The organism is Streptomyces justiciae (assembly GCF_015163075.1).
Taxonomy (GTDB): Bacteria; Actinomycetota; Actinomycetes; order Streptomycetales; family Streptomycetaceae; genus Streptomyces; species Streptomyces justiciae.
Genome location: NZ_JADDXU010000002.1, coordinates 290,293 through 307,762 on the forward strand (window position 1 = coordinate 290,293; position 17,470 = coordinate 307,762).

Below are 17,470 nucleotides of genomic sequence, written 5' to 3' on the forward strand. Positions count from 1 at the left end.
CCGGCGTCACGGTCCTGGTGTCTTGTGCAGTGCACCCCGCCGGACCAAGGCTGCGGCCGCCGCTCTGCTCGCGGGACGGCCCAGTACCGCGCGGGAAGTTTCCCTGAGGAGGACCGCCGTACGGAAGGCTGTCGTCGACACGCGGCCGTGTCTACGACCGTACAGGCGGACCCGGTTCAGGGTGAGCAGTGTCCAGAGGCGAGGTGATACCTGGGAGTCGCCTCCCAGGTGTACCGCCTCTGCGCTGGGTTCCAGCTGGGTCACGTACCCCAAGCCCCTTGCCCGGAGGCAGAATTCCGTCTCCTCCGAGTAGAGGAAGAAGGACTCGTCCCACTTGCCGCACGCGGCCATGCACTCCCCGGAGATGGCCATCAGCGCGCCCGTCGCCCAATCCGCGCGCGTGGGACGCTCGTACGCGGCCGGGTCCGTGACCAGCTCGCTCAGGGCCGGGAAGCGGCCCGCGCGGGTGTTGCCGATGACCGCCTCGCCGAGTGCCCGGAGCACGGTCGACTCGCGGCGCAGGGAGCGATGAGGCGTGTCCCTGCCTTCCTCGTACAGCAGAGGTACGGCGATCCCGACACCGCCCCCGAGACTGTCCACCAGGCGTTTGGCGCAGCCCTGCCGCATCCGGACGTCGGGGTTGCAGATGAGGGCGACCCCGTACTCCCCCGCCGCGTCCAGCGCCGCGTTGATCCCGGCCGCGTACCCGGCGTTGCGGCCCGTCTGGACCACCGTCGCCTCGGGGGCGAGGGTCCGGAGCACCTCCACCGTGTCGTCGGCCGAGTCGTTGTCGGCGACCACCAGCCGCCAGTCGAGCCCCGCCATGCCGTCGGGCAGTGCGGCGAGGAACCCGGGGAGCACCGCGGCGCTGTTCCAGGTGACGACGATGACGGCGACGGTGCTCATCGGGACTCCACGAGTTGGGGGAGCTTGGTTTCGGTCGGCGTACGCGGGACGGGCACTTCGAGGACCGCCTTCGCCTCGCGGCGCACGAAGCCCAGATAGCTGCCGCCCGCCCCCAGGACCAGGAAGAACATCCCCGCGTACATCGGGAAGCTCAGCGCGTCGAAGGTGGCGCTGATGACCAGGGCGACCAGGGCCGAGGCGAGGAAGGCCTGGCCGAGTTCGCGGTCGGACTCGGTGCGGGCGAGGCGGCGGATGGCGCCGCCGGTGTGCATCCCGGTGATGAAGAGGGCGAACAGAGCGATCAGGCCCAGGATGCCCATCTCGGCGAGGGTGAGCATGTACTGGTTGTCCGTGAAGAAGTAGAGGTCCGGGGTGAAGGTGCCGAAGCCCCTGCCGAACCAAGGGTGTTCGTCGAAGTACGGCACGATCGCGCTGTACTTCACCGTGCGGGCCTGCGTGCTGCTGTCGGAGTTGGACAGGAAGCTGGCGAACAGGTTGGTGATCGTTCCGATGAGGCCCGGGATGATCACCTTGAAGCCGGCCACCGAGCCCAGGATCAGCCCGATCGCGGCCCAGCGACGCTGCGGCTTCCAGCGGGGCACCATCACCAGGATGACGATGAAGGCACCGATGATGGACGTCCGCGACACCGTCAGCGGAAGGGCGCCCGCCATGATGGCCACCGGCGCCCAGCGGCGCCACGCGCGCACGTGTCGTCGTACCGGATCGAAGGCCTGGTGCACGGCGAAGGGGACCAGGATGGCCAGCATGCCGCCGAACTCCAGGGGGTGGGCGGTGGTGGAGCGGGGCCGGGTGAAGGAGCCGCGGTCCATCGCACTGATCCCGGCGGTGCTGGACTGGAGGCCGGGGATGTGGATGGAGTCGGCGATGTTGGTGGCGGCGAAGAAGTCGTAGTAGCCGATCAGCGCGACGACCGTGCCCATGACGACGAGGCGGCGCATCAGGGTCTCCAGGCGGCTGCGTTCCTGGATGCCTGCCGAGGCCAGCACCACCAGCGCCACCCAGACCCCGAGTCCGATGAGTCCGCGGTCGGCGCCGAGGACCTCCTCGTGGGTGCTCTCCCGGGTCGCGTTCGCGAGGTAGGAGAGGAGTACGGCCGCGGCGAGCAGGCACATCACCACACGCACCAGCCTCGTGCCCCGGGCGGGCAGGATGCGGCCGCCGAGCCAGGTCGCGAGGTACCAGAGGAGGCCGAGGAGGGCGAAGACGTTGGCCGGCGTACCGACGCCGCCCAGCGCGGGCAGGGTGAGGTTCGAGGGGACGAAGAAGGCCAGGGCCAGATAGCCGGTGAGGATCGTCGTGGCGTCCAGGCGCCGGGCCAGCAGGCCCTTGGGGCGCTCGGGGGGACTGGCCCGGTGGCGCCGGGGGACGTATCCAGGCTGGGCGCGGCCTCGGCGGCGTACCACCGCGACGCCCTCGGCCAGGATGGACAGCAGGAACGCCGCGACCATGCCGACGATGACGACCGCCGCGATGTTCTGGTAGCGGCTCTTGGGCTGCGAGACCGGCGTCTGGGGCAGCACGACCGGCGCGGTCTGCACCGCGTACACCGACGGCACCTTGGAGGCGGCCTGCAGGGCCTTCAGCTGCTCGCCGGTGAACTTGGTGAGGGTGGTGGTCTCACGGAGCACCTTGGCCCGGTCGGTGCCGGTGACGCTCAGGGTGAGCAGCGGGCTGTCGGCGTTGGGGGCGAAGCCGACGGTGTAGCGGTCCGTGACGCCGCGGGAGTGCAGTTCCTTGGCCGAGTCGCTCGACTGCAACGTCCTGATCAGCACGTCGGCGGTGACGACCAGTGAACCTCCGGCGTTCGACAGGGGGTTGCCGAAGGTGGGTGCCAGTTCGGCGATCGCCGAGGAGTCGAGCAGGGTGACGGAGCTCTGCGACTCGTAGGACACCGGGACGGTTCGGAAGAGGTAGCCGCCGGCGAGGATGCTGAGCAGGGTCAGTGGCACCATGCAGTACCAGCGCCTGCGCATGATCGCCAGGATGTCACCGAGGCTCATGATCCCTCCCTCCGCGGCAACCCATGTGATTCGGTGGCGACTTGCCCCGGTTGATGCGAGTATCGCTGGCGACGGAAGGAATCCCCGCTGTGTCGCCTCGTGAGGTCGCCGAAGCGCTGCTGCGCCGCTGGTACGTGCTGGTGTTCGCGCTCGTGCTGACGGCCGCCGGAGCGTACCAAGTGCTGCATCCCGCCCCGCAGTTCCTCAGTTCGGCGGTGGTCGTCCTCAAGCCGCCGGTCACGGGGAACCAGCCGAACCAGCTGACGAACCTCCAACCGCCGCTCGCCACCCTGTCGTACGGCGTCGTCCAGCAGCTGGAGTCGCCCGCCGGGCGCAGGGAGCTTCAGGCCGCCGGTGTCCACGGGTCGTACCAGCTGATCCCGCGCAACAGCGGCACCAGCGCCACGCCCCGCTATCTCATCCCCTCGCTCCAGGTGCAGGTGAAGGGCGCGAGCGCCGAGGCGGCGAACACCGCGGTCAGCCGGGTCATCGACGTCTACTCCCGGCATGTCACCGAGTTGCAGGACGCCGAGGGCATCGCGGCCGGGTCGCGGATCAACGCGTCCGTCCTGGTGGCGCCCAGCGCGGCCCCGGTGCAGGGCACACGGACCCGCGCCCTGGCGGGTACGGCGCTGCTCGGGGGCATCGGCGGCATGCTGGCCACGCTGTGGTTCGACCAGTACGCGCTGCGCCGCAGGAGCCGGAAGGACGGCTCCCCGGAGCCGCAGCGGCCCGTCGAGGAGCTTGCGGTGGCGGGCTGAGTGGTTCACGGGCATCAGATTCCGCGGCGCTTCCAGGACTCCCACCACAGCCACTCCCGCCCGCGTTCGGCCACGGCCGACCACACCAGCGGCTGGAGGTACGGCATCGCCTTCGGCCCGATCCTTCTGCGCAGCCGCAGGGCGCGGTACTCGGGCAGCGCCTGGTAGCCCGGCAGGCACTCCGCGGCGAACGACACGCACTCGTCGACCGGTACGACACCGGTGCGGCCCCGGTCGTAGGCGCGGTAGGCGCGGCGCAGCGCGTAGCGGGCGAGGCGGGTGTGGACCTGGTCGGCGAGTCGGTCGGCGTGCGGGAGCCGGTCGCCGCACTTGGCGAGCACCGAGTCGTAGGCGATCAGGCGCTGGCGCAGGTCGTCGAGCTGGCCGCCGAAGTCGGTCGTCGACATGTTGTTGCCGTGGACGCGGTAGAAGGCCTGGTCGGCGCCGCGGATGTAGCCGACGTCGGCGTGGGCGGCGAGCCGCATCCACATCTCGATGTCGCCGGCGTGCGGAAGGGCCGGGTCGTAGCCGCCGACCTTGCGCTGGAGGTCGGTGCGGACGACAACCTCGGGCGAGGTGATGCAGCCGGTGCCCTCCCTGAAGCGCCGCTCCAGCCACCACTGGCCGGGATAGACGACCGAACCCGTGCTCTGGGTACGGGCCTTGGGCAGCGGGCCGCCGTGCTGGAAGCGCAGCGGGCGCCCGTAGGCGAAGCCGGCCTCGGGGTGGGCGTCCAGGAGCGCGGCGGCCCGGGCCAGGGCGCCCGGGACGAGCCGGTCGTCGGCGGAGAGCAGGGCCACGTAGTCGCTGTCGGCCCACTCCAGCAGGCCCTCGTTGTACGTGGCGATGTGGCCCTTGTTCGTCTCGTGGACGTGCACCTCGATCCGCGGGTCGGAGGCGGCCAGCCTGCGGGCGGCCTCCGCCGAGTCGTCCGGCGAGGCGTCGTCGATGATGAGCACCCGGAGGTCGACGCCGGGGTTCTCGTCCAGGACGCTGCTCACGCAGTCGGCGAGGAAATGGCCGTACTTGAAGCACGGGATGACAACACTCACGCTGCTCATCGGTGGGGGTAGCCAATCCCCGGTGGCGGCCTCCCCGTCGGGCGCGGGAGACCACCACCGGTGGGTTCTCGTCGGTCAGTTCTTCTTCTTGCGGACGGTCTTGCTGGTCAGGGTCCAACTGTGGGACTTCACCTTCGTGTGGTGCTTGTCCTCAGCAATGACCCTGACCTTGAACCTCGTTCCGTCCGGCAAAGGACCGGTCAGATGGACGGACACCTTGTGCGTGGCACGGTTGTAGGAGACGACCGCCGTGACATGCAGCTTCTTGGCGGCCTTGGTGCCCTTGACGATGGTGAGGTCCGCGTCGACGTCCGTCACCTTGAGCTTGTCGGAGACGGTCATGACGAGGGGGTGCTTCGCGTCGGCGGTGTAGGTCACCGTGGACGCGCCCGCCTCCGAGGCCGTCTCCGCCGCCAGGGACCCGCTGGGGTCGGTGGCGGTGAAGACCGGGCCGACCCAGTAGTTCGCCGAGCCGTAGGAGCCGGTCGGGAAGGCCGAGTCCGCGCCGTACTTGTAGAGCCCGTTGTGGTGGGCCGTGGTGTCGGCGGTGCCGGTCAGCGGATAGGACTGATGGGCCGAGGCGAAGTAGCCGCCGTCGACCGCGTAGTGGCCGTTGGGTGCGTGGTAGGAGACGACGTACGCCGTGTCAGCGGTGACCGCCACCGGGGTGGCGAAGGTCAGCGTCTGCCAGCCGGTCGCCGTCTCGTTGGTGAAGGTGCCGCTGGCCAGCAGCGTCCCGGAGTCGGTCCACAGGCTGCCGGTGTGGGTGCCGGTGTTGCCGGTGCCCTTGTAGAAGGTGACGCCGGTGATCCAGCCGGCCGCCGAGGACGTGAACCGGGTGCCCAGCTCCACGGAGTTGGGGTCGGCGGTCATGTCGGTGGTGGCCGGCACCGCGGAGGAACTCCACAGCGTGCAGGGGCAGGTGACCGCGGGCGGGGTGGCGCTGGTGGTGAAGGACCAGGTCACCGGGTCCGCCATGGCGTTGCCCCACACGTCGGAGGCCTGGACCGTGGCCGTGTACTTGGTGTGCAGCGACAGCTCGGTCGACGGGGTGAACGTCGCCTTGTTCGCCGCGGGCAGTGTCACCGCTCCCGGCACGGTGTTGCCGTCCGGGTCCTTCAGCGTGAACGTCAGGTTGTCGGAGTCGACGGACGCGCTGAACACGGCCGACACCGACGCGGTGATCGCGGTGTCGGTCGCCCCGGAGGTCGGGGAGGTGGAGGTGACGGTGGGCGGGGTGGTGCTGGCCGTCGAGGTGTCCAGGACCACGTCGACCCAGTAGTTGCTGCCGGAGGCCGCCGAGGTCGGGAAGGCGCTCGTCGAGGTGTAGCGGTAGACGCCGTTGCCGCCGTCGGTGCCGGACTTCAGTGCCGTCAGCGGCGCGAGACCGGCGTCGCTGCCCGCGAAGGTCGTGTCGTAGGAGTAGCCGCCGTTGGGCGCGAAGTACGAGGCGACATAGGTGGTGTTGGCCTTCACGGTGACCGGGGTGGCGAAGTTCAGCTGCTGCCAGCCGGACGCCGACTCGCCCGTGAAGGTGCCCGTGGCGAGCAGTTTGCCGTCCTTCGTCCACAGGTTGCCCGTGTGGGTGCCGGTGTTGTAGGGCGACTTGTAGAAGCGGACGCCGGTGATCGAACCGGCCACCGTGGTACGGAACTTGACGCCGAGCTCGACCGAGCCGCCGTCGCCCGCGTTGACGGTGCCGGGCACGGCCGTGGCCGGCCAGACGGTGCACGGGCAGGCCTGCGGCCCGACCGTGATCGGGATCGTGGTGACGGCACCGATGTTGACGCTGTCGTCGACCGCGCGGACCTTGATGGAGGCCGAGCCCGGGGTCGTCGGGGTCCAGCTGTAACTCCAGGAGCCGAGCCCGGTCGCGGCTTGCCAGGTCGTGCCGCCGTCCGTGGACACCTCCACGCGGGCGACCACACCACCGGAGTCGGTGGCGGTGCCCTTGACGGTGACCGGCTTCAGCGCGGGCACGGTGACCCCTGAGGCGGGGCTGGACACGGTGATCGTGGGGCCGGTGGTGTCGGTGGACTTGGTCGCGGCGACGAGATTGCTCTGCCGCGTCAGCGGCTGGACGCCCATGTCCGCGAAGAGGTTCACCGTCGCCTGCTGCATGCGGACGTCCTCGGTGACGACCTGGTCCTCCGGGTTGTACGTCGGCAGGTTCGTCAGACCCCACGACCACTGCACGGTCCCCGCGCCGAAGACCAGGGCGCCGGAGTCCTGGTCACGGAAGGCCACGAGGCTGTGCTTCGCGGTGCCGTTGCCGTAGGTGTTGCCCCAGTCCATGCGCAGCTTGCCGTCGTTGATGTCCACGGTCGTGGACGACAGGTCGATCGCGCCCGCGGGTCTGGTGGCGTTGTCGATGTCGCTGTCCCACTCGTAGCCGAGGGTGCCCTCCGGGAAGGTCGCCGTCTGGCTGGAGGTGAGGTTGGCGATGGAGGTGTTGCGCCACAGCCGGTTCTTGCCGTACGAGCCGGGGACGGTGATCGCGTCGGCGCGGTAGCCGTTCACCGTGAACATGGAGCCGGTGAGGATGTTCGGCGGCTGGTAGGACTGCCCGTACTGGGTGCTGGTCGGGTCCATCCAGGTGCCGGTCCACTGGCCGCTGGGGTCGGCGACGCCGTTGTTCTGCGCCATCTTGGTCATCTTGTAGCAGACCAGGGTGCGGTTGGCGGTGTTCGCGCCGTCGATGCTCGGCGTCAGGCGGGTCTTCCAGAAGACCTCGTTGCCGCTGAAGTAGCCCTGCTGCACACCGGCCTTCCGGGCGGCGAGGACCTTGGAGTACTGGTCCTGCGTCCAGTACTCGTCATGCCCGGAGGACAGGTACACCTTGTGGTTCGTCAGCAGGGTCTCGCCGCGGGTCGACACGTCCACGCCGGACAGGTAGCTGACGTCGTAGCCGTTGCGCTCCAGCCAGGCCAGCATCATGTACTCGGAGCCGTAGATGCCGTTGTCGCCGCCGATGTCCAGCGGCCGGTTGTAACTGACCTCGTAGGCACGGCCGTCGGGCGCGGGCCCGGCACCGCCGTACAGGTCCTGGCCGCCGTAGTCGTTGTACGCCTGCCAGGTCTGGTCGCTGGTCTGGACGACGATGTCGGAGGTGCTGGAGTCCTTGCGGACGACGAACGGGTAGGGCATCAGACCGTCGCCGTCGGTCTGGGTGAGGTTGGCGATGTACAGCCCGGACACGGCGTCGCTGGGCACGGTCCAGCTCGCGGTCACGGGCCAGTTGCCGCAGTCGACCAGGCCGGTGCTGGCCTTGGTGGTGCAACCCGCCGGGTTGGACGTGTAGTTGGCGGGATAGGTCGTCGCTGCCTGCGCCGCCGTCGACATCAGACGGGCGCCGTCACCGCCGTACCAGCCGAGCCGGTAGATCTCGATGCGGTACGAGGTCTTCGACTGGATCTTGAACTGGACGGTGTCCCCGGCCTGGACGCTCTCCTTGGTGGTGAACCCCTTGATGTCACCGTAGGAGTTGGGCGAGTACCAGTCCGTCGACGGGCTGCCCGCCTTGGAGTTCTCGCAGACGATCGGATTCGAGCCCGACCCGCACGGATCGGCTGCCGCCTGGGCGGTTCCGGCCTGTGGGAGCACCGCCCATATCAATGCTGCTGCGACGGCCAGGCGCACGCCCTGGAGCCGTCTGCTCCATCTGTTCATGTGTACCTCTCAGCGGTGCTGTGCAGGACCGACCCGTGCGGTCGGGGCGAAGCGGGGACCAGTCAGCCGGCGAGCGCGTCGGTGAGCGTGTCGACGACGCGTTGCTGCTGGTCGGGGGTGATCTGCGGGTACAGCGGCAGCGACAGGATGCGATCCGCCGCCTTCTCTGCGTTGGGGAAGTCGCCGCGCTCGTGGCCGAGTTGGGCGTATGCCGGGGTGAGGTGGACGGGGGCCGGGTAGTGCACCCCGGCGCCGATGCCCTCGGCGTTGAGCTTGCCGACGAGGGCATCGCGGTCGGCGTCGGTGACCTGGACGACGTACAGGTGCCAGACGTGGACGTTGCCGGGTGCCGTCACCGGCCGCACGATCCGACCGGCGGTCGCCAGGTCGGCGAGCAGTTCGTCGTAGCGGGCCGCGGCCGCCCGGCGGGCCGCGTTGCCGTCCGCGAGCCGCTTGAGCTTGGCGCGCAGGACGACGGCCTGGAGTCCGTCGAGGCGGCTGTTGAACCCGGGTACGTCGTGGCGGTACTTGGCGACGCCGCCGTGGTTGGCGATGGCCCGCACCAGGTCTGCGGCCGCCTCGTCGTCGGTGAGCACGGCGCCCGCGTCGCCGTAGGCGCCCAGGTTCTTGCCGGGGTAGAAGCTGGTGGCCGCGATGCCGCCGCTGCCGGGTGTACGGCCGTCGCGGCTGGCGCCCTGGCACTGGGCGGCGTCCTCCACGACCTTCACGTGGTCGGGCAGTTGCGCCCTGAGGGCCGCCACCTCGGCCATCTGGCCGTACAGATGGACCGGCACGACGGCCCGGGTCGCGGGACCGACGGCGGACAACGCGGCCTGGGGGTCGAGGAGATGACTGTCGGGCAGGCAGTCCGCGAGGACGGGACGGGCGCCGATCCTGGCGACCGCGCCGGCGGTGGCGATGAAGGTGTTGGCGGGCACGACGACCTCGTCGCCGGGCCGTACCCCGCCGGCGCGCAGGGCGAGTTCGACGGCGTCGGTGCCGTTGGCGACGCCCACGACATGGCCGACCCGGCCGAAGTCGGCGTACTCCCGCTCGAACCGGCGCACCTCGTCGCCGCCGACGAACGCGGTCTGGGCGAGGACCCGTTCGAAGCCGGCCCGCACCTCCTCGGCGACCTCTTCGTGGGCCGCCTTCAGGTCCACGAGCGGAATCTGGTTGTTCACGTGGCCGGTCCCCCCATAGTTCGCGTCACAAGTTCTGCCAGCGCCGGAGCGCCCGCCTCGCGCAGCCGCCGGGCCGGGCTCCCCACCCAGACCTCGCCCGGCGGTACGTCGCCGAGCACGCCGCTGCCCATCCCGATCTGCGACCAGGCGCCGATCGTGGTGCCTTCCCTGACCAGGGCGCCGGAGCCGACATAGGCGCCGCGCTCCAGCCGTACTCCCCCACCGAGCCGGACGCCCGCGGTGAGCGTCGCGAAGTCCTCGATCACGTCGTCGTGGGTGAGGACGACGTGCGGCATCACCGAGACATGCGCGCCGACCCGCACCGCGGCGGTCAGGACGCAGTGCGCGAGGAGCACCGAACCGGGGCCGATCACCGAGCTGCCGGACACCACGGCCGTCGGGTGGACGACGGTGGCGTACCGCTCCTCGGGCAGGTCGAACCGGCGGACCAGTCGGGCGCGGGCCGCGTAGTCCCGCGGGTTGCCGATGCACACCACGACCCGGGCCTCGGACAGGTCGTGGACCAGGTCGCTCCCGCCCAGCACGGGGACACCGTCCACCTCGGTGCCGTGCAGGGCCGGGTTGTCGTCGAGGTGTCCGAGCAGCTCGAACTCGCCCGCGTCCCGCACGGCCTGTGCGGTCTCCCGGGCGAAGCCACCGGCGCCGACGATCACAAGTCCGGTCATCTACGGCCCTGTTCGCGCAGAGTGGCGACCACCCGGTCCTGCTGGGCCTCGGTCATCGTGTGGAACAGCGGCAGGATCAGCGAGTCGCGGGTGATCCGCTCGGTGACCGGCAGCGGGGCGTGCGGGTGGTCCGCGTAAGCGGGTTCGAGGTGCGCGGCCATGATCCCGCGCCGGGCGGAGACCCCGGCGTCGGCGAGCGCGCCGAGCAGCTCGTCCCGGCCGACAGGGAAGTCCTCGTCCAGCAGCACCCAGTAGGACTGGAAGTTGGACTGGCCGTGCCCGGGATCGCGTACGACGGTCAGGCCGGGGACGTCACCCAGCAACGCGTCGTAGCGGGCCGCCAGTTCACGGCGGCGGGCGATCATCGCGTCGAGCTTGCCGAGCTGGACCATGCCGATCGCGGCCTGGACGTCGGTCATCCGGTAGTTGAAGCCGACTTCCAGGTACTGCTCCAACACCGGCTTGTTGCTGGCGTGACGCTCGGCCGCCGAGGCGTTCATGCCGTGCTCGCGCAGCCGGCGCAGCCGGGCGGCCCACTCGGCGTCGTCGGTGGTGAGCATCCCGCCCTCGCCGGTGGTGACGAGCTTGCGGGGGTGGAAGGACCAGGCGGCGAGCAGCGCCCCGTGCCCGACCGGCTTGCCGCCGACCGTGGAACCGATCGCGCAGGCCGCGTCCTCGACCAGGGGCAGGTCCCAGTCGGCGCAGGCGGCGCGCAGGGCGGTCACGTCGGCAGGGACGCCGCCCTGGTGAACGGCCAGTACCGCCTTGGTATTTGGCGTCCGAACTGCGTCCACCGTGGCCGGGGTCAGGTTGCCCGTGGCCAGGTCGACGTCGGCGAACACCGGCTCCGCGCCGACGTACCGTACGGCGTTCGCGGTGGCGATGAAGGACAGCGAGGGCACCACGACCTCGTCACCGGGTCCCAGCCCCAGGGCGACGAGGGACAGGTGCAGGGCGGTGGTGCAGGAGCTGACGGCGATGCCGTGCTCGGCGCCGACGCGTTCGGCGAAGGCCTTCTCGAAGGCGGCGACGCGCGGGCCCTGGGCCACCCAGCCCGACAGCACGGCGTCGGAGGCGGCCTTGGCCTCCTCCTCGCCGAGCCACGGGATCATCACCGGGATACGGTCGGTGCTCACTTGGCGGCCTCCCGCTCCGCGCGCCACCACTCGACGAGGTCCTTGAGGCCGGTCCGCAGGTCGATCTGTGCCGTGAACCCGAGCCGTTCGGCCGCGTGCGAGGTGTCGGCGAGCCGCCGGCTCACGCCGTTCACCGCGCGGGCGGGCCCGTGCACCGGCTCAAGTCCCGTCGCCCCCATGGCCTCCAGCAGACCCTCGGCGAGCTCCTTCAGCGAAGTCTCCGTGCCGCTCGCCACGTTGAACACCTCGTCGGTGACCTCCGACTCGGCGGCCAGCACATTGGCCCTCGCGATGTCACGGACGTCGACGAAGTCCATGGTCTGCGTGCCGTCGCCGAGGATCAGCGGCGGCTCACCCGCCTCGATGCGCTCCATCCAACGGATGAGCACCTCGGTGTACAGGCCGTGGATGTCCATGCGGGGGCCGTAGACGTTGAAGTAGCGCAGGGCCACGTAGTCCAGGTCGTACATGGCGTGAAAGCTGCGCAGCATGCCCTCGTTGAAGGCCTTCGCGGCACCGTAGAAGGTGTCGTTGTTGTACGGGTGGTGCCGCTCGGTCGTCGGGAAGTCCTCGGCCATGCCGTAGACGGACGCCGAGGACGAGGCGATCACCTTGGACACGCCCGCCGCGGCCGCCGCCTCCAGGACGTTGAACGTCCCGTCGACCAGCACCTCGTTGGCGAGCCGCGGCTCCTCCGCGCACTGGGTGATCCGGATCGCGGCGAGGTGGAACACCAGGTCGGCGCCGTCGGTCACCTTCTTCACGGTGTCGATGTCACGGACGTCGCCCTCGACGACCTCCACCACCCCGCTCGGCATCGCCTGCGCGAGGTTGGCGCGCCGCCCGCGCACGAAGTTGTCGAGTACGACGATCTCGCGGGCGCCGCCTTCGGCGAGGAGGTCGACGAGGTTGGAGCCGATGGTGCCGGCTCCCCCGGTGACCAGGATCTTCTTGCCACGAACGCTGCTCAACTGCTGTGCCCTCTCACGAATGGTGACTTGGTTCATCGCCCGGCGCGCAGGCCGACGACCGCGCCCTTGAACTCGAGGCTGCGGGACGCCGCTTCGAGGATGTCCAGCACCCGCAGACCCGCCCGGCCGTCGGTCAGCGGCGCTCGGCGCTCGCGGATGGCGTCGCCGAACTCGTCGACCATGCTGCGCAGCGCCTCCTTCTCACCGATGGCGGGCGCGACCATGTCGCCGGAGCGGTACGAGACGAGCATGTCCCGGCGTTCGTCCGCGCCGATCTCCTGCGGCGAGGCCAGATCCACGCCCCGGTCGTAAACGGCCACCCGCTGAAGGGGGTTGAGGTCGTCCCAGACGAGGGTGCGCTTGGCGCCGCCGACCATCGTGGTGCGCACCTTGGTCGGGGAGAGCCAGTTGACGTGCACGTGGGCGATGGCCCCGGTGTTGAGCGTCAGCGTCAGATAGGCCACGCAGGCCTGTCCGGCACCGATCGGGTCGGCCCCGTGGGCGGCGACGGCGACCGGTTCGACGCCCGCGGGGAGGATGAAGTCCAGGATCGACAGGTCGTGCGGGGCGAGGTCCCACATGACGTCGATGTCCTTCTGGACCAGCCCGAGGTTGATCCGCACGGAGTCGACGAAGTGGATCTCGCCGAGTTCCCCGGAGTGGACCATGTCCCTGATCCGGCCCACGGCGGGCGTGTAGCAGTAGGTGTGGTCGCACATCAGGGTGAGGCCGCGTTCCTCCGCCTCGGTCACCAGGCGCATCCCGTCGGCGTAGGTCGCCGCGAGCGGCTTCTCGACGAGGACGTGCTTTCCGGCGCGCAGGGCGGCCAGGGCGATGTCGAGGTGGGTGCCGGCGGGCGTGGCCACGGCGACGGCGGCCACGTCGGGGTCGGCGAGGACGGCCGCGTAGTCGGCGGTGGCCTGGACGGTGGAGTAGCCGCCGAGGACCCGCTGGGCGCGGTCCACGTCGAGGTCGCACAGCCAGCGCAGCCGGAACCGTTCGCTGGCCTGGAAGTTGCGGACGAGGTTGGGCCCCCAGTAGCCGGCCCCGACGACCGCGACCCCCATCGGCTCCTGCGTCACAGCGCTCCTCTTTCCTCGGTTCTTCGACAGGTCCCGGCTCATCAGTAGGCCCCCGTTCCGCGCACCACCGCGGACCCGGTGCGCAGGAGGATGGTCAGGTCGAGGCCCATCGACCAGTTGTCCACGTATCCGAGATCGAGCCGGACGGCCTCGTCCCAGGGCAGGTCGGAGCGGCCGCTGACCTGCCAGAGCCCGGTGAGTCCCGGCTTGACGAGCAGGCGCCGTTTGATGTCCGCGGTGTACTCCTCGACCTCCGCCGGCAGCGGTGGGCGGGGGCCGACGAGCGACATGTGGCCGCGCACCACGTTGAGCAGCTGGGGCAGTTCGTCGAGCGAGCTGCGGCGCAGGAACGAGCCGACCCGGGTGATGCGCGGGTCCTTCTTCACCTTGAACAGCAGGCCGTCGCTGTTCTCGTTGAGGTGCTCCAGCTCCGCCTTGAGGGCCTCCGAATCGGGCCGCATGGTCCGGAACTTGAGCATGGTGAAGTGGTCGCCGTACCGGCCCACCCGCTGCTGGCGGAAGAGTGCGGGGCCGGAGCTGTCCAGCCGTACGACCAGAGCGACGACCAGCATGGGCAGCGCCAGGAGAAGCAGCAGCACAGCGGCGAGGGAACGATCCAGCAGTTCCTTGGGCAGCCGGGAGAACCGGGAGAGGTTCGGCGACTGGATCCGCACCAGCGGCACGCCGTTGGTGGGGCGGACCGCGAGCCGGGCGGCGGACACGTCGGCCAGCGTCGGGGCCAGCAGGAAGTCGACGCCCTGCGCGGCCGCCGTCCAGGACATCCGGCGCAGGACGAAGGCGTCGAGCTCGGGCGCCGGGAGCACCACCATGGCGTTGACGCCCATGGCCCGCACGACGTCGTTCATGTCGTCGACGCCGCCGAGGACCGGAATCCCCAACTGGCGGATGTCCGTGGCGTTCTCGGGATCGGTCAGGCACACTCCGGCCAGTTGCAGCTCCTGTGCGCCGCCGCGGCGCAGCACGCCGACCAGCTCCAGGATGCCGCGCGAGGGCCCGACCAGAAGCGTCGAGCTGCGGTCCCGGCCGCGGGCCCAGCGCCTGAGCAGTCTGCGACGCAGCAGGTGCCGGACCGGCAGGGCGAACAGGACGGCGGGCACCGAGGCCATGGTCATGTCATGGAGAAGGGCCGAATCGTGCGTGAACAGCCAGTACGCGGCCGCGGCCAGCGCCGGCAGAGCGACGGCGCCACGCAGCACCCTGCGGTACTCCTCGGTACCCTGCCCCAGGGCACCGCGGTCGTAGGTGCGATGCGCGAGCATCGCCAGGATCCACGTCGGAGGCAGCGCGAGGGCCACCGCCCAGCGGCCGTAGGCTCCGTGGATCAGCAACGCCGCGGCAACGGCCGCGAGGCCGTCCGCGACCAGCAGAACGGTCCGGTACTTACGGTCCCAGGGTCTTCGTCGAGCAGCCGGACGTCTAAGTTCCACATCCAATTGCTCATGCGTGACCTCAATGGTCATGGCCCCCCACCACAGGCGCAGCTACCCCTGGCCGCAAGAGATCAGGACATACCGTCGCACGTCCGCGGCAGGGCTGGATCAGTGCCGTCGTGTCTCCTCCACACCACGACACCGGAATCAAGAAAGCAGAGCCAGAAAAGCAATCAAGAAGGCCTGCGACGGTTCCCCAACCGCCTCATGCCCTTTGCAAGTTGGTCAATGAGAGTTTCCCATCCGGTTACCAAGGCCGTGCCTTGACATGCCTTCAGAGGCAAGTTCCCCTCCCTCACCGGCCCGGCGGACCTCAATCTAGAGCATTGACCGCAGTCACGGGAACAGTTGGACGAAACACACATCGCAATCGCGACACCGACGTCATACTGCCCAGGTGACGAGCATTGTGATACCGGCGCACAACGAGGAGCGCGTCATCGGCCGGCTCCTCGATTCGCTGCTGGACGACCCCGCGGACGACCGGACGGACATCGTCGTCGTGTGCAACGGCTGCACCGACGACACCGCCCGGATCGCATCCGAACGCGGCCCGCGGGTAACGGTGGTGGAGATCCCGGTCCCCTCCAAGCACGCGGCACTGCGCGCGGGCGACGATCACGCGCTCGGCTTCCCCAGGATCTACGTGGACGCCGACGTCGTCCTCACGGGCGCGGACGTACGGGCCCTCGCCGAGCCCCTGGCCGACGGCGCCTCGGGCATCCTCGCCACCGCCCCCGAACGCCACCTCCCGCTGGCCGGCTGCGCCTGGCGGGTGCGCGCCTACTACCAAGTGTGGCAACGCCTCCCGGCGGTGCGCGAGGGCCTGTTCGGCCGGGGTGTCATCGCGGTCTCCAAGGAGGGGCACGCCCGGATCGCCGCGCTGCCTCCGCTGATGGCGGACGACCTGGCGGCGTCCCTGGCGTTCACCGCCGAGGAGCGGCGCGTGGTCGGCGGGGCGCGGGTCGTGGTCCATCCGCCGCGCACCTGGCGGGACTTGATCAAACGGCGGATCCGGGCCATGGTCTCCACGGCACAGGTCGAGGAGCATCGCGGTCCGGAGGAGGCGTCGGCCCGCACCAGCACGGCGGACCTCAAGGCCATGCTCCGCGGCGAGCCGAAGCTGATCACGAGTGTCGTCGTCTTCGCCGCGGCGGCGGTCGTCTCCCGGCGGCGGGCCCAGAAGGCCATCCGGGCAAGGGACTTCGACACCTGGCTGCGGGACGACAGCAGTCGGCAGAACTGATCGCAGCGCACCTGGAGTCCTGTTCATGTACCTCACCGACCGCTCCGCCACGCCGGAGGCGGACACCGCCCCGGGCCGAAGACGCGGCCCGGGGCCCAAGGTCGCCCCGGTCGTGCTCGTGCTGGGCACGGTCAGCCTGATCACCGACGTCTCCGCGGAGATGGTCACCGCCGTCCTCCCGCTCTACCTCGTCACCACGCTCGGCTTCAGCCCCCTGGGCTTCGGCGCCCTCGACGGCGTCTACAACGGCGTCAGCGCACTGGTCCAGCTCACCGGCGGCCACCTCGCCGACCGGGTCCGCAACCACAAGCTGCTGGCCGGGCTCGGCTACGGCCTGTCCGCGCTGTGCAAGCCGCTGCTCCTGCTCGCCGGCAGTATCGGCGCCCTCGGCACCGTCCTGGCCCTGGACCGCACCGGCAAGGGGCTGCGCACCGCCCCGCGCGACGCGATGATCTCCCTGTCCACGCCGGTCGAGCGGCAGGGCCGGGCCTTCGGTGTGCACCGGGCGATGGACACCACCGGCGCGATGCTCGGCCCGCTGGCCGCCTTCTTCATCCTGCGCGCCGCGGCCGACGGCTACGACGCCGTGTTCGGCGTGAGCGCGTGCGTCGCCGTGCTGGGCGTGGTCGTACTCCTGCTGTTCGTGCCCGGCAAGAAGCGCGATGTACCGGAGGAAGGAGCGGAGGCCAGGCCGCCCGTGCGGGTCGGGGAGGCCCTCGCCCTGCTGCGGTTGCCCCGGCTGCGGGCGCTCGCGGGCTGTGCCGCGCTGCTCGGTCTGACCACCGTCAGCGACGCGTTCGTCTATCTGCTGCTCCAGCGCCGGGCGGGGGTCGGCGAGGAGTGGTTCACACTGCTGCCGCTGGGCACCGCGGTGGTGTTCCTGCTGCTGGCCGTGCCGCTCGGCGCGCTGGCCGACCGGATCGGGCGGCGCACGGTGTTCCTCGCCGGGCATGTCGGCCTGCTCACCGCGTACGCCCTGCTGCTGTGGGCGCCGGACACCCCGCTGCTGGTGCCCGCCGTGCTCGCCCTGCACGGCTCGTTCTACGCGGCCACCGACGGGGTCCTGCCGGCCGCGCTGGCCGGGGTCGTGCCCGAGCATCTGCGCGCCAGCGGCCTCGCCATCGTCGGCACCAGCCAGGCGCTGGCCCGGTTCTGCTGCTCGCTCGCCTTCGGCGCCGCCTGGACCATGTGGGGCGACGGCACGGCCCTCGCCGGCTCGGCGATCGGCCTGCTGTGCTGCGCGGCGGTCGCGGGCGTGGTGCTACGGCCGTCCGGCGGGCCGCGATGACCGGC

13 protein-coding genes are annotated in these 17,470 nt (G+C 70.6%); 3 read left to right on the forward strand and 10 right to left on the reverse strand.

Going from position 1 to position 17,470, the window contains the following annotated elements:
• Window positions 1–6: 6 nt before the first annotated feature.
• Together IQ210_RS05450 and IQ210_RS05455 are read right to left on the reverse strand one after the other, a co-directional pair.
• Complete coding sequence (locus IQ210_RS05450) at window positions 7–906, reverse strand: glycosyltransferase family 2 protein (RefSeq protein ID WP_194077604.1); 900 nt, start codon at window positions 904–906, stop codon at window positions 7–9.
• Window positions 903–2,930 carry an O-antigen ligase family protein gene (locus IQ210_RS05455; protein WP_194077606.1) on the reverse strand — a complete coding sequence of 676 codons (2,028 nt, stop codon included), beginning with the start codon at window positions 2,928–2,930 and terminating at the stop codon, window positions 903–905. Before IQ210_RS05455 ends, IQ210_RS05450 begins: the two co-directional genes overlap by 4 nt.
• Window positions 2,931–3,019: 89 nt before the next feature.
• Between IQ210_RS05455 and IQ210_RS05460 the strand changes: the two genes are divergently transcribed.
• Window positions 3,020–3,691 (forward strand): hypothetical protein, encoded by a 672-nt coding sequence (locus tag IQ210_RS05460; RefSeq protein ID WP_194077608.1) that lies wholly within the window; start codon window positions 3,020–3,022, stop codon window positions 3,689–3,691.
• Between the two features lie 14 nt (window positions 3,692–3,705).
• Here the strand turns inward: IQ210_RS05460 and IQ210_RS05465 are convergent, their stop codons facing one another.
• From IQ210_RS05465 to IQ210_RS05500, 8 genes are all read right to left on the reverse strand, one after another.
• A complete protein-coding gene (locus IQ210_RS05465; protein WP_194077610.1) occupies window positions 3,706–4,752 on the reverse strand; it encodes a glycosyltransferase family 2 protein in 1,047 nt (348 codons plus the stop codon).
• A 75-nt stretch (window positions 4,753–4,827) separates the two neighbouring features.
• Window positions 4,828–8,421: a DUF4082 domain-containing protein gene (locus IQ210_RS05470; protein WP_194077612.1), complete on the reverse strand. Its 3,594-nt coding sequence runs from the start codon at window positions 8,419–8,421 to the stop codon at window positions 4,828–4,830.
• A 62-nt stretch (window positions 8,422–8,483) separates the two neighbouring features.
• Window positions 8,484–9,605: a DegT/DnrJ/EryC1/StrS family aminotransferase gene (locus tag IQ210_RS05475; RefSeq protein WP_194077614.1), complete on the reverse strand. Its 1,122-nt coding sequence runs from the start codon at window positions 9,603–9,605 to the stop codon at window positions 8,484–8,486.
• Entirely contained in the window at window positions 9,602–10,291 is a 690-nt protein-coding gene (locus IQ210_RS05480) for an acetyltransferase (RefSeq protein ID WP_194077616.1), read from the reverse strand. Before IQ210_RS05480 ends, IQ210_RS05475 begins: the two co-directional genes overlap by 4 nt.
• A complete protein-coding gene (locus IQ210_RS05485; protein ID WP_322656314.1) occupies window positions 10,288–11,427 on the reverse strand; it encodes a DegT/DnrJ/EryC1/StrS family aminotransferase in 1,140 nt (379 codons plus the stop codon). Before IQ210_RS05485 ends, IQ210_RS05480 begins: the two co-directional genes overlap by 4 nt.
• A complete protein-coding gene (locus tag IQ210_RS05490) occupies window positions 11,424–12,398 on the reverse strand; it encodes an SDR family NAD(P)-dependent oxidoreductase (RefSeq protein ID WP_228047051.1) in 975 nt (324 codons plus the stop codon). The genes IQ210_RS05485 and IQ210_RS05490 overlap by 4 nt, the downstream gene beginning before the upstream one ends.
• A gap of 32 nt (window positions 12,399–12,430) precedes the next feature.
• Window positions 12,431–13,480: a Gfo/Idh/MocA family protein gene (locus tag IQ210_RS05495; protein WP_256780508.1), complete on the reverse strand. Its 1,050-nt coding sequence runs from the start codon at window positions 13,478–13,480 to the stop codon at window positions 12,431–12,433.
• Between the two features lie 41 nt (window positions 13,481–13,521).
• Window positions 13,522–14,961, reverse strand: a complete 1,440-nt coding sequence (locus tag IQ210_RS05500; protein WP_194077623.1) for a sugar transferase — start codon at window positions 14,959–14,961, stop codon at window positions 13,522–13,524.
• 367 nt (window positions 14,962–15,328) lie between these two features.
• Here IQ210_RS05500 and IQ210_RS05505 point away from each other — a divergent pair, with 367 nt between their 5' ends.
• Together IQ210_RS05505 and IQ210_RS05510 are read left to right on the forward strand one after the other, a co-directional pair.
• Window positions 15,329–16,177 (forward strand): glycosyltransferase, encoded by an 849-nt coding sequence (locus tag IQ210_RS05505; protein WP_194077625.1) that lies wholly within the window; start codon window positions 15,329–15,331, stop codon window positions 16,175–16,177.
• 25 nt (window positions 16,178–16,202) lie between these two features.
• Window positions 16,203–17,465, forward strand: coding sequence for an MFS transporter (locus IQ210_RS05510; RefSeq protein ID WP_194077627.1), 1,263 nt, complete (start codon window positions 16,203–16,205; stop codon window positions 17,463–17,465).
• Window positions 17,466–17,470: the final 5 nt, after the last annotated feature.